The sequence below is a fragment of the Leptolyngbya sp. PCC 6406 genome, assembly GCF_000332095.2.
Lineage (GTDB): Bacteria > Cyanobacteriota > Cyanobacteriia > Phormidesmidales > Phormidesmidaceae > PCC-6406.
Window position 1 is genome coordinate 3,499,598 of record NZ_KI913949.1, and the last position, 12,988, is coordinate 3,512,585.

At 53.1% G+C, this 12,988-nt stretch carries 8 protein-coding genes and 1 tRNA gene; 4 read left to right on the forward strand and 5 right to left on the reverse strand.

The features are described from left to right. Positions 1-116: 116 nt before the first annotated feature. A complete protein-coding gene (locus tag LEP6406_RS28390) occupies positions 117-6,173 on the forward strand; it encodes a two-partner secretion domain-containing protein (protein WP_008313165.1) in 6,057 nt (2,018 codons plus the stop codon). A gap of 239 nt (positions 6,174-6,412) precedes the next feature. Here LEP6406_RS28390 and LEP6406_RS0215485 read toward each other — a convergent pair whose 3' ends face one another. Then, complete coding sequence (locus tag LEP6406_RS0215485; protein ID WP_008313164.1) at positions 6,413-6,838, reverse strand: VOC family protein; 426 nt, start codon at positions 6,836-6,838, stop codon at positions 6,413-6,415. A gap of 507 nt (positions 6,839-7,345) precedes the next feature. On the opposite strand from LEP6406_RS0215485, the gene LEP6406_RS0215490 reads away from it, so the two are divergent. After that, positions 7,346-7,924, forward strand: a complete 579-nt coding sequence (locus LEP6406_RS0215490; protein WP_155834700.1) for a hypothetical protein — start codon at positions 7,346-7,348, stop codon at positions 7,922-7,924. Positions 7,925-8,097: 173 nt separating this feature from the next. Here LEP6406_RS0215490 and LEP6406_RS32935 read toward each other — a convergent pair whose 3' ends face one another. Then, the gene (locus LEP6406_RS32935; RefSeq protein WP_155834829.1) at positions 8,098-8,283 is read right to left on the reverse strand and encodes a DUF4058 family protein; all 186 of its coding nucleotides are present in this window, start codon (positions 8,281-8,283) and stop codon (positions 8,098-8,100) included. A 138-nt stretch (positions 8,284-8,421) separates the two neighbouring features. Here LEP6406_RS32935 and LEP6406_RS0215500 point away from each other — a divergent pair, with 138 nt between their 5' ends. Beyond that, positions 8,422-9,990, forward strand: coding sequence for an OmpA family protein (locus LEP6406_RS0215500; protein WP_008313160.1), 1,569 nt, complete (start codon positions 8,422-8,424; stop codon positions 9,988-9,990). A 16-nt stretch (positions 9,991-10,006) separates the two neighbouring features. On the opposite strand, the gene LEP6406_RS0215505 is transcribed toward LEP6406_RS0215500, so the two are convergent. Continuing rightward, positions 10,007-10,549 (reverse strand): metal-binding protein, encoded by a 543-nt coding sequence (locus LEP6406_RS0215505; protein ID WP_008313158.1) that lies wholly within the window; start codon positions 10,547-10,549, stop codon positions 10,007-10,009. 133 nt (positions 10,550-10,682) lie between these two features. Here LEP6406_RS0215505 and LEP6406_RS0215510 point away from each other — a divergent pair. Further along, a tRNA-Val gene (locus LEP6406_RS0215510) sits at positions 10,683-10,755 on the forward strand. Between the two features lie 7 nt (positions 10,756-10,762). Here LEP6406_RS0215510 and LEP6406_RS28395 read toward each other — a convergent pair. Continuing rightward, complete coding sequence (locus LEP6406_RS28395) at positions 10,763-11,512, reverse strand: fatty acid desaturase (RefSeq protein WP_008313156.1); 750 nt, start codon at positions 11,510-11,512, stop codon at positions 10,763-10,765. A gap of 286 nt (positions 11,513-11,798) precedes the next feature. Continuing rightward, positions 11,799-12,758: an orange carotenoid-binding protein gene (locus LEP6406_RS0215520; RefSeq protein ID WP_008313153.1), complete on the reverse strand. Its 960-nt coding sequence runs from the start codon at positions 12,756-12,758 to the stop codon at positions 11,799-11,801. Positions 12,759-12,988: the final 230 nt, after the last annotated feature.

Sequence of the window (12,988 nt, forward strand, 5' to 3'; positions counted from 1 at the left end):
CGACGCTCCTAAAATGGAATCACTCCCTTGCCTCCGTATATTTAGCGTCTAGCCTAAATAGACGTAAGTAAAGCCACTTAGAAACCTTAGTGATCGATACCAAGGATGGTTACCCCATGGCTGCACCGTACCCTAACCTAGCCACAGTATTGGGAATAGTAGGGTGTAGCAGCTTGGTCCTGTGGCCCTTCGCCGTGGATGCCCAAATCACCCCCGACGCCACCCTGGGAGCCGAAAGTTCCGTCGTCACCCCCAACGCCCTAGTGAATGGGTCGCCAGCGGACCTAATCCAGGGGGGAGCTGCACGGGGCAGTAACCTTTTCCACAGCTTCCAAGACTTCAACGTCGCCGAATTTCAGCGGGTCTACTTCGCCAACCCCACTGGTATCGGCAATATCGTCTCCCGCGTCACCGGCGGCAACCCCTCCAATATCTTCGGCACGCTGGGGGTCGATGGTTCCGCCAATCTCTTTCTCCTCAACCCCAATGGGGTGCTCTTTGGCCCCAATGCCCAACTGGATGTAGCCGGATCCTTCAGTGCCACCACAGGTGATCGCTTCACCTTCCTTGATGGCAGTGAGTTCAGCGCCACTAACCCCGGCCCAGCCCCCCTAGTCACCGTCAACATCACCCCCGGCGTTCAATTTGGCCCCGATGCCCCTGCCGCGCTGGTAAACCAAGGCAATCTGGTCGCAGGCCAAGACCTACACCTAGCGGCGGGTACCGTCACCAGCACCGGCACCTTGACCGCTGGGGGACAGGTGACCGTGGAGGCGGTCAGCGGCGATGCCCAGGTACGGGGAGTGACGGCAGATTCTGCCCTGTTGTCAGCGCGGGGGAATTTGGACTTACCCCAAAGCCAAATTCAGGTGGCCCAGGATCTGACCCTACAAGCCCAGGACACAGTGCGGGTGCGGGATACGGTAGAGACCCCGGTTCGCATCACCGCTGGCGGTGATCTGACGATTCGCGGGGAACAGGGCATCGACATCCTGGCCCTGAACCACCCGGTCACCCCCTTTGTCAGTGGCGGTGACCTCACCCTGATCAGCGACGGCATCATTTCGGGGGATGCCCACTACGCTAGCGGCGGCAATTTCTCGATTCTGAACCTGGCCGGGGCTCCTGGAGATTTCCTTAGCCTCTACGACCCAATTATCAGCGCCACCGGCAACGTTACTTTTGGAGCCTATACGGGCACCTCCCTCAAGGTGGAGGCTACAGGGAATATTGTTGCTACCGGAGCTATCACCATCAATGCTCCTGATGCTGGCATAGATGCTTCCTGTGTCAGTACTGACTGTAATTTACTCAGAACTCAACCGGCATTGATTTTGCGATCGGGATTAGCGGCGCTGGAACATGCTGCGATCGCGAATGGTACCGTCGCGGCTGGTGGGACTACTCCTGATCCTTTAACCCAAGGCGGAGCTACCTTTACCCCCGGAGGAGCCACACCGGGAATTACCGTCCAAGACTTGAACATCGGTACTGGTGCCTTGGCAGGGCGAATCATTCTGCAAGCGGTATCGGGGAATATCAATCTCACTGGAGCCAACATCACGGCCAATGGCGGGGATGTTGATTTTGATGGCACGGTGGTCTTAGGCAACAATGTAACGATTTCGGGCAATGATGTAGCCTTTGCAGCCACAGTCAATAGCGACGGTACGGCGCGATCGCTCACCATCAACAACACTCCTGGCGGCACCACCACCTTTGACGCAGCGGTGGGGGTGGGGGTGGGCAATGCCCTCAGCGCACTGGCAGTGACCACTAGCGGTGCAGGCACGGTGCAGGCCAACAACGCTCTGAACGTCCTCAATAATGTCAACATCACTGCCGGAGGTGATCTCACCCTCAATGGCCCCACCACCATCGGTGGCAATGCTACCCTGACTACCACTGCAAATAACGCTGCCATTAATGTGGGTCAGGCCGCCATTACCGGGGCAGTCAGCCTGAACACTGGCACCAATGGCAACGCCACCCTAGCGGGCACCGCTGCGGTTAACTTAGCAGCTTCTACCGTGGGAGGAGCGTTGAATGTCAATACCCCTGGCCTCATTAGTAACAGTGGGGCAATCATTGTGGGGGAAAATGCCAGTTTCACTACCTCTGGCGACAATGCCAATATTACTTTGAGCCAATTGGCTGTTACGGGATCCGTAGCAGCGACGACGACTGGGGCTGCTGCCAATGCCACCCTAACCGGAACCGATACTTTGAATTTAGGGGGCATCAATCTCACTGGTAATCTGATCGCCGCCGCCCCCAACGGCATCACGTTGACCGCCCCTACTATTACCACTGGCGGCAACCAAACTTACAACAGCGCCATCACCCTAGCCAATAACGTCACCACTACCGGCAACAATATTCGCTTTAGCCAAGCCGTAAATAGTGATGGCACAGCGCGATCGCTGGTTGTCAATACCACTGGCGGCGGCACCACGACCTTTGCAGGCATTGTCGGCGGTGTAGCCCCTTTGGCCAGTTTGGAGACCAATGCGGACGGAACCACAGTCTTTGAAACCGGAAGTGTCACCACCACTGGAAACCAAACCTACAACGACGCAGTGCGCCTGAGCCAGAATGTTTCCCTCACCAGTAATACCGGCACCATTCGTTTCGACAACACCTTAGACAGCTCGGTTGGTCCAAATCGATCGCTCACCCTAGATGCAGGTAATAACGTAGTCCTTGCTGGAGCAGTCGGTGGTGCTTTTGGTGGAGCATTAAATATTTTGAATGCTACAGCGGGAGGCAACATCCAGCTCATTAACGCTCCGATTACCACCAGTGGCAATCTGATCTTAGATTCCGCAGGGCAAATCGCGGCGGGCAACAACCTCCTTACCATAGGAGGAAATGCTAGCTTCTCTACTACGAATAACAATGCCCCGATTACCGCCAATCAACTGGCTGTTACCGGAACAGTTTCCGCCAACACTACAGGTAACAACAGCCACGTTACCCTCGTTAGCCCCATCAACAACATTCTTCTCGGCACATCTGCTATTAGGGGAAATCTAGCAGTAACCTCCGCCGGAACCATTACCCAAGTCATAGGATCTACCCTCACCACCACTGGTAATGCCAGCTTCACAACAACTCTGCCGAATTCTGGCAATGTGGTTCTCCGCAATAACAACCCCGCTTTTGAGATTGGTCCCTCGGACGTAGGCGGCAATCTAACCCTCATTGGCAACAACAGTACCCTGACCCAAGGCGGTGGTGGTACCGGGCTACGGGTGGCAGGTAATCTTTCTCTTGTAGGAATTGACGATTTCAGTGGACTCAGTAATGGAGTTTTTGGCCTATCTGCCATTGATGGAGCAGGCAACGTTGTAATTTCTCAGGGGGGCACTGTCAATGTTTCTAATGCCTTGCAACTTTTAGGTATTCCTGAAGTTGGGGGAGCCCGCCAGGTGAATGGTAACCTGACTGTTCAGGCTACAGACCAAGGATTTTCCAGCAACTTTAGTATTCCTAACACTAACGTTATTAACTTAAATGAAACTGGAAATAATTTTGAGGGGCGAGTGAGTGTTAATACCCCGATCCCAACGCTCGATAATTTAGTCCCGGAAATTGTACAGGGAGCCGAGATCGCAGTCACGGGCAACACCACCCTCAATGCCAACACCGGCAACATTACGCTCAATAATGCTAACAATCGCTTCACCGGCTGGGCCAGTTTAGCTGGGGTGAATACCAACCTTGCCGCCAATACAGATATTGATCTCAATAATGTCAATTTGACAGGCAGCTTGACAGTGACGGCTGGAGGAAATATTACGGACTCCGGTCCTGTTGTCGCGGGAGCAACTAGCTTAACCGCTACACCCCTTTTCTTCTTTGGCTTCCCGATTGGCGGAGCAGGCGATATCACCCTGGATAACCCTAACAATCAACTCGGAGCCTTAACCCTACGAGGAGTCAATATTACGGTTGTCGAGAATGGAGATATTGAAGTTGCGAGTATTCTAGGCAACCTCTTTAATCCCTTTGCTCCCAATGGCAACCTTAACCTGCAAGCCAACGGCAATATTACTCAAACCGGGGCGATTAATACCGGCACCGCAGGAATCACTACCCTGACGGCCAATGGGGGAGATATTCTCCTTGGCAACGGTAGTAATGGCTTTGGTACGCTTGTTTTGGATGCCAACAACGCTACTTTGACCGATAGCACCGCAGTAAACTTTGGCGCGTCTACCATTGCCAATAATCTGGCAGTCACCGCCGGGGGAGCTATTACCCAGTCCGATGCTCTTACGGTCGGCGGCATAACTACCCTGACGGGTGCAGTCAATCAATCGATTATTCTGGATAATGCCACCAATGATTTTGGGGGGCTAATTACTTTTGCACCTAATGGTGTGGGCACTGTGACTTTGGTGGATAGCAGCAATAACACTCAGGTCGCGGGGTTCACTTCAAATGGCAGTGTAGACATTATCAATAACAATAATGGTGGGGTGATTAGTCTAGCAGGTGCGATCGCGGCAGGCTTCAACCTCACTCTCACCGCCGATACGATTAATCTCAATGGCAATACCCTCACTGCGAACCCCCTCTTTGGGACTGTCCGGCTGCAACCCTTCCAAGCCAATCAACCCATCACAATTGGAGCAGCCCTCGCCAATGCCATATCCGGACGGTTTATCGTCGTGGGCCGAGATAATGGAACCGGGGCCGTCACCATTACAGAAGCCGTCACCTTTAACGGAACGACAACCATTCAAGGTGGTGCCGTTACTAGTAACGGCAACATTCAGACCAACGGCAACAATCTCGTCCTAATTGCCCGCGCCCCAGGCAGTGGTGATATCAACGTTAATGCAGGCATTAATACCGCCGGAGTCAGTATTGGTGGTAGTGTCACGCTGCAAGCCGATGGCGATATCAACACCGCTGGTGGGTTTATTCAAACCACAGGCAATGGAGGTGGAAACGCAGGCAATGTCACCCTTCAAACCTTAGGCGGGGATGTTGTCTTTGGTGGTATTGCCGCCCAGGCTTTTGGGGGGGGCAACGGGGGCAATGTCCTGATTCAGGGCGATGCGGTATCAGCCAATGGAGCAGTTATTGATCCCTTCACAGGCTTCGGCGGTGGTCCTGGTAGAACTGGAGACACAACCATTCAGGCCGTTGGTCCCGGTGGAAACATTGCCCTTACTGACGTCACACTTTATGGAGATAACTATGGTGCTGGCGGTGGTGGGGTGGTTCGTCTTACCAGCGATCAAGGATCGATTAATCTGACAAATAGCAATATTTTTAGCACCAATGGAGGAAGTGGAACCGGGGGCAATGTTTTTCTCTCTGCCGCTCAAAATCTAAACTTGCTTGATAGTGTTATTAGCACTGAAGGAACGGGCACTGGATTTGCCGGAAATATCAATATCACGGCTCCCAATGTCATCCTAAATAACTCTCGAATCTCTGCTGAGACTCAAAATAATGCCCCTACTGGAGGGTTCTTTGTGACACCCTTGGGCCAGACAGGGCTTTTAGTCCAAGGTGCAAACATTAATATTGCTGGTACGGGAACGGGCGTTCTCACGATGCAGAATAATAGTCTGATTACAGCGCGAGGACGTGGGTTCGCTACCCCTGGTGGCAACATTCGTATTAGTGGTTTCTCCCAGGTAATTGCACTGCCGGCCAATCCTGGAGGAGCCAATCCTGGCAATGACATCATTACCAGCGCTGAAGGACCATTGGGAGGAGTTATTGATCTGGAACTGGCGTTGATTCAAAACTTTACTGCATCTCAACTTACCTCAATTGATGATGCTGTCTTTGGCCAATTACGAATGAACGGGGTTAACGATATTGTGAGTTCTGGAACAGTTTCGTTCCTAGACTTTAGTATCTTGAATAACTCTCAAGAATTAGACATTAGTTTCATTGATGCCGCCAGCTTGGTGGGTAACTCCTGTGCCCGTGCCTCTGAAACCAGCTACTTTACCGTCGGCGGTAGAGGAGGCATTCCCCTAGATCCCACCGGGCCACTATTCCCCACCACCGATGAAAGTAATTGGATCTTCTTAGACGAGGCTGTGAACACCAGCACCAGTAGGGCCAGCGACTTGGGGGTCGCAGTTCTACCGACAAGACATGGGGAATGTTACGTCCAAGCGCGAGTCCAGGGCAGCCTGTAATCTGCTCCAGCAGCCCTCCTGTCGCGGCAGATAATCAATGCTGTCCTTCTCTCACCCTTTAATTCTAGCCAATCCCTTGTGTATCAAACACTTCACCCCTTCCTAGCGTTTCCTTCTCTCTCCACTTCTCGCCCTCAGGAGCTCTTTCCCATGTCTAGGTTGGAAGAGCCAGAATTTCCAGATCTTCTATCGAAGCTATCTTGATTTCTGATGTCATGGTTTACGATATCTTGGACTCATCACTGCCCTGTCCGCGCCGTGAACCCGCGACACACAACCGCCAGCTTGTTTCCATCTAGATCGCGGACATAAGCAGCGTAGAAGTCAGGGTTGTATTGCAGGCGAAGTCCAGGTGCCCCTTCGGATGTACCACCATTGGCCAGAGCGGCGGAGTAGAACGCTTCAACTGCTTCCCAAGATTTTGCCCGCAGTGCAACCATCGAACCATTGCCAGCGGTAGCAGTCTTTCCGTCGAAGGGTTTGCCAAGCCAAAGCGCAACTTCTTTAATGCCTTGGTCTTCATAGGTACCCCAACCGACCCACCCTTCCCAGTCTGGTTCGCCTAAGACATCACAACGCGACAAACCCAGTGTGCTGAGCACAGCGTCATAGAAGACACTTGCGCGAATAATGTCATTTGTGCCAAGGCAAACATAAGTGAACATGAGTGTCTTCAGTCGTGAATAGGGGTGTCTTCAGATCCCTAACGTGAAGCTTAGCGGCGGTCAGTATTTTTGCATCAATGCCTGGATTATAGCTTCCGTCCGCTCCGGCGTAGGGTTAGGCGGCTAGATCAGGGGGTTTGCCCGTGGCCGCCTCGGAACTATTTTAAGCTGAAATCACTTGCTTCAAGTAATTTATGAGCATGGTGTGTTCTCTTAAATTTATTGGTGAAGGTATTAGAAGTCACAGATGGGGCTGCACCCTACAAATGACCACTTCTACTGGGTATTCTATATAGGCCAATTGATCATCTGTGAACTATAGTGTTGGTCACCTTCGTTAGGATAATCCGCATCACTTAAAAACGCCTAGCGACAATGCCAATGTGACGAGCAAACCTCCTGATGCACCAGAACGTTTGCTGCAAATAACTTTCGGAGTAACAAATGGTTCGACACTCAAGACAGAGAAAGCTTCTCACCATCAGCCGGCCAGCTCGGCAGTTTACCATGCTGATTATTGGTGTCTTTCTAGTGGCTGTTTTAATAGGTGCCTACACGTGGTTTGGCCCTGACCCTGGTAACGTGATTCGGGCTGCTGCTGCTGACGTACCTAGTTTTGCCTTATTATCAAAAGAAGAAACGGTTGCGGAATTAGGAAAAATTATTACGGGCCAAAGCCATAAGGGTTACCAAGGGACGGTGGAACTCTTAAAAGATGGAAATTTAAAGACTGTCTTGAAAAGTCGTGACAGTGACTACGAAAGTAAAAGGATTATCCCTCTGGCTCAACTCGATACTTTTCTTTACGCTGAGCAATCGCCCAAAGGCAAACGAATCTGGGATATACGTGTCTTCTGCGCCCACTATCAGCAGTGCATTATTGGTTCGACTAATCGGTCAAAAGGCAACTTTACCCTGAATGCTGATACTGTTTTCTATATTGAACCCGATGGAGATGTTTGGCAAATACTAGGGATACTGAATCGATTACTCGAACTGCATGGAGCCCAAAGCACTATTGATACTAGCAGAAACACAATTCGTATCTCCCAGGAGTATTGGCAACGCTTAACCGATGATTTCTAAAGCGTAGCAGCATGCAAAAGGTCGCTTAACTATTTTCGGCTGGCAGCTTCCGGGGGTGGCAGAGCCGCCTGGGGTCAGGATGCCCAGCCTCAGAGCCTGCCCGTTGACGCTGCTGACGGAACGTCTGGGGGTGAAGCGGGGATCTGTGGCAGACATCTTTTTACCCCAGTGGTTTACAGATTGAGATCTCTAACCGGCGGCGGTAAGCTGCTTGGGAGTGTGACATTAATTTCTGTTCGGGTGCAGGTATAACCCTCATTCAAGCGCTGCTGTAGGGTCACTCTAGGTTCTGGGTCGCCGGGTTCTAGGGGTACGGCAAAAGTGGGAATGGGGTCGGTCAGGTCAAATTCGTAAGGAATTTTGCCTTGGGTTGGGTTCCGCCGCCATCCTCAGACAGAATAGAGTTTCAGTGTAGCCTTCGTTGATCGCACCTAGACTCACCACTTATTCAGGTAAAAAAGTAAAGAGAGTTCACCTGGGATTGGCAGCAAGACACGATGGCCAAAACGAATTACCCCGCCTTAGTCGGCACCCTAGCAATTACCGCCGCACTGATGGGGGGCGGGCTCTGGTATCTAAATCGCACCTCCCCCGGCCTGCTTGGGGGAGGTAACACCCCCTCCTCCGGTAGCCCCACCGCCCCTCGGGGGCAAACCCAGATCACCCTCCTGGGAGACACCTTCAGCGGCTACAGTACCTTTCGCAATAGCGCCTTTCAGGAAGCCCTGGGGGAAAGTGGCCTCACGCTCCAGTACCGGGATGAATTTGACCAGGGAACTAGGGCCGCGAGTCTGGCCCAAGGTGACGCGGATCTAATCGTCACCACCCTGGATCAGTTCTTGCAACAGCAGCCCCAGGGCCAGATTGTGGGGTTGATCGATCGCACCGTGGGAGCCGATGCCGTGGTGTTGAATACCCCCCAATATCCCGATCTCAAGTCCCTAGTGCAACTGACCGCCCTAGCGCAACAGGCCAAAACCCAGGGCACACCGCTGAAGCTAGCTTTTGCCGGAGACACCCCCAGCGAGTATCTCGCCCTAGTGCTGGATACCAAATTTGAGGCCCTGAACCTCTCAGACTTCGAGGTGCTGCGGGTCGAAGATGCCTCCGATGCTTGGGCACTCATGCAGGATCCCAGCCAAAATTTGGTAGTGGCGGTACTGTGGGAACCCTTTGTCACCCAGGCGCGACAACAGGGCTACACCGTAGTGCTATCTAGCGAAGATGCCCCCGGCTCGATTGTGGATGTGATGGTGGCTTCGGAACGGTTGATTCAGTCTCGCCCCGAGGTGATTGCAACCCTGTTGGAAAACTACTATCGCCGCATTGACATCAATGTGCGGGATGCCTCCCAGTTGCAGGCCCAGATCGCAGAGGATGGGGATCTGTCTGCTGTCGATGCTGGGGCGGTTCTCCAGGGCATTGATTTCTTCACCGCCGCTGAGGCCCAGACTTGGATGGCGGATGGCACCCTTCAGCGCCGGATTGAGGCCACCGCAGCGGTGCTGGTGCTTTCGGGGCGACTGAATGGGGTGCCCAGTGACCCTGCCAGTCTGTTTGTTGAGGACTTTTTGGTCAATGCAGCCCGTAATACCGAGACCCTAATTGAGCTGGTGCGGGCCGATAACCCAGAACTGGCGGATCGGCTGGCGGGGGGAAACCAGCGGGCTATTACTGTTCCTGAGGTAACGGCAGATGAAGTGACGGCGGCCCCGGATATCGGTAATTTGGACCTTCAGGGACAAGTGGAGTTTGCCACCGGGTCAGCCCAGATTGCGGGGACGGGCCAGCAGACGCTGACGGCTTTGGCCCAGGAAATTCAGGAGTTTAATCCCCAAACGGTGGCGGTGCGGGTGATCGGCCATACGTCTAGGACGGGGGATCCGGGGTTTAACCAGCGGTTGAGTCAGCAACGGGCGCAGGTGGTGGTGGACTTTCTCCGTAGTCAGGGGATTCAGCACAATATTGTGGCGGAGGGTAAGGGCTTTTATCTGCCGTTGTCCGGGATTGCCCCGGAGGATCTCCGGCAGCAGCGTACAGAAATTCGGCTCGTGCGGGTGAATTAAGTCTCAATTTTCAACCCTAACGCCGCGATCTCGGTCTTCGCGGGGCTGACTTCGCCCGACGATGGGTGCGCTTCCACCAAGATACGGTCCAATCGCTGAGGCTATGGCTCATGGCCCCGGTTTCAATGCCCAGCACCAGCGCTAGCCAAACGCCACGATGCTTCCAGAGGTTATGGCCTAGGGCATCCCCCAGATCGCCCCAGGTAATGGCGGCTTGTCCACTCTGGTTGGCAATTTCGATGCCCACCAGAGTCACGATTAGAATCCACACTCCCAGATAGAGCAATCGGCCTAGGGTGCCCGCCAAGGGACCGTGGGAGAGCCAAGATCGATGGCGTAACCATCCCCGATAGGGTCGCCAGATCCAACCCAGGTGACCCCAGCGGTTGGTTTGCCGCGATCGCACATCCAGATCTGGGCCAAACATCAGCCCCCCAAACAGAAACCCGGCAGCGCTGATCGTGGCTAGCCCCAGGTGCTGGGTCAGGGCAAAGCTAATCACCCCTACACAGGGAAGGCAAAACCAAGTGATGCGATCGTGGGTACGGCCTGAAGGCATAGATAAGGGATGAAAGCTGATGAAACCAGATATCCCTCACGGTCTCATGAAACAACCATGGGTCTCTAGATTCTCTGGAGCAGCGGGAATAATAGGCATCTTTCTCTGTTATGATCTTAAGCCGTGACCACTGGGGCGGTTAGCTCAGTTGGTAGAGCGCCTGCCTTACAAGCAGGATGTCACTGGTTCGAGTCCAGTACCGCCCATCCATTATTACTCCGATCCTTTGGCCAACTCACGCACTCGCGGGAGTTGGTACCAGGGAATTTGGGAATATTCATGGTGCTCCCAGTGGTAGCCAAAGTGATAACAGGTCAGGAAGGAATATAGGACCGGATAGTTGCTACTGGTGGCTCGATGGCGATTGGGTTCCCCTTGTCGTGTGGGGCGGTGGGGTAGGTAGGTACCGAAGACGAAGAGTTGCAGGGAACTCAGCACTAAGGGCAAGACCCAAAAGGCCACAATATTCACGGGGGCGATGTGGAAAATAGCGCGAAGAATAATCCAGATCAGTCCCCAGGTTAGGGCTAATTGGGCCAATCGATATCCGGACAAATAGACTCCCATAAACTTGAGATACCAGGCTACGGGATGGGTATGAACGCCATCGTGAAAGTCTGGATCTCCCAGTTGGCCGGGGTGACGATGGTGGTTGTGATGTTGTTGGCAGCAGTAACGATAGGGCAAAAAGGCATAGAGACCAACGGTCAAGCTGCCAAGAAGATGGTTCAGGCGCGGATGCCAGGGGGCAAGGCTGAGGTGCATGGCATCGTGGGCCACAATAAACAGGCCGGTCTGGAGAAAGGTGCGACCTAAAATGGCGATGGGAATGCCCCACCAAGGCAAATTCAGGCTATCAAGGGGCAGCAACCACAACAGACTGCCTATCCACAGGAATAAAAGTGCGATCGCAAATCCTACCCCGACCCAACTCCCTGAGGCAGTGATTTTGCGATGGGCCATTGACCCCGAGAATGATGTCATATTTTATCGATATTAATAAAGTGAATTTGTTTATAGCGGTTCTCCCTCGGGTGAAGGACAAGCAAGGGGCTTAAGCCCCTTGTTCATCGAAGCAGGCAAGGGGCTTAAGCCCCTTGTTCGCCGACGTGTCATTAAGTTGAGGCGTCCCTCATACATTAGGGAGCCGCTATAGATCATCTCCAGATTCTCCCCACAAGATTACCTCCACCCCCTGGACAATACAGGCAGGGAATGGAGGTCGGGGAAGCATCAGAGCTAACGATCCCTAACGGGTTAGGTTCAGTAGTTCCTTGGGAGAAGCCAGTAAGTCAATGGCCACAAAGTAAATCTTGTTCTCGGGATTCAGAAGGAAGCGCCAAGCCATATTCATGCCTACCGCAGCACCGAACCAGGGAGTTTGCACCTTGCCCGTCACCTTGATTTGGGTATAACCCTCATCGGCAGGTTCCACGACGCCCCGCTCTGGCATCAGCTTGAGGTTTTGGCAATCTTCCTGGAAGAATTTCAACACGGCTGACCGTCCCACAATGGGCCGCTGGAAGGGGGGCTGGAGGGCTCCATCTTCGGTGAACAACTCAATCAATGCATCAAAGTCATTGGCGTTCATGTTGTTCATGTAGTTCAACACCGTGGAGTTGTCGGTCCCCTCGATGGTGACATAGGTACGCTGGGAGGCTATCACCGGACGAACTACGGGCTCAGCTACGGTTTGATAGCTGCCCAGCTTCTTGGGGTCAAAGCCCATGTCTACAACGGAGTTACGCAGTACGGTGATCTGCTGGCCCGATTCCAAATTGCGAATGGCCTGAAGCACTGCTGCTGCATTGGCGGAGAGTTTGTAGCCTTCGGGAATCGGGGCTACAAGCCCTTGCTCCATCCACTGCCCCAGTTGATACCAGAAGCCCAGCTTGATATTGGCGGACCAGGTGGAATAGGTGCGGCAAATGGGGGTATCGGCCCGATTGGCCAGGTCGCACATGGCCTGGGATTGCTCTTGGAAAGAGAGTTGCCGAATTTCATTCAAGGTATTTTCGGCAAACTGCATGTTAGCAGCGCCGGGGGCCGCAATGGTGATGGACTTACCCATATCCAGGTAAGCAAACCAAATCAGGGCCAACTGATCTTCAGCATTTAGTTGGGAAAATCGGGCAGTTGTCGCCGGGACAGCATCCGCTGAAAGGGTTGCGGGGAAAATACTGCGGGCTGACTCAAGGGTAAAAGCCATGGGATAATGTTACCTTAAACTAAATTTCAACTATCTTTAGGAGCCTGGATGCAAGCGTCTATGACAGCGTTCAAATGCACTAAAATTTCCCCTAAAGTGCTCGGGATTACTACGACATCATTCCCAAAACTTAGAGGACGTTAGGGTTACTTTAGGGCAAAACACTAGAGGATGTTGCGCCTCAACACAAACCTTCTCCTCAGCACAAATACACCCTATCACAGCTTTGT

What these genes read in the sequence shown, in the direction of transcription:
- LEP6406_RS28390 (WP_008313165.1), top strand. Translation starts at nt 117, where the DNA reads ATGGCTGCACCGTACCCTAACCTAGCCACAGTATTGGGAATAGTAGGG.
- LEP6406_RS0215485 (WP_008313164.1), bottom strand. Translation starts at nt 6,838, where the DNA reads ATGTTCACTTATGTTTGCCTTGGCACAAATGACATTATTCGCGCAAGT.
- LEP6406_RS0215490 (WP_155834700.1), top strand. Translation starts at nt 7,346, where the DNA reads ATGCTGATTATTGGTGTCTTTCTAGTGGCTGTTTTAATAGGTGCCTAC.
- LEP6406_RS0215500 (WP_008313160.1), top strand. Translation starts at nt 8,422, where the DNA reads ATGGCCAAAACGAATTACCCCGCCTTAGTCGGCACCCTAGCAATTACC.
- LEP6406_RS0215505 (WP_008313158.1), bottom strand. Translation starts at nt 10,549, where the DNA reads ATGCCTTCAGGCCGTACCCACGATCGCATCACTTGGTTTTGCCTTCCC.
- LEP6406_RS28395 (WP_008313156.1), bottom strand. Translation starts at nt 11,512, where the DNA reads ATGGCCCATCGCAAAATCACTGCCTCAGGGAGTTGGGTCGGGGTAGGA.
- LEP6406_RS0215520 (WP_008313153.1), bottom strand. Translation starts at nt 12,758, where the DNA reads ATGGCTTTTACCCTTGAGTCAGCCCGCAGTATTTTCCCCGCAACCCTT.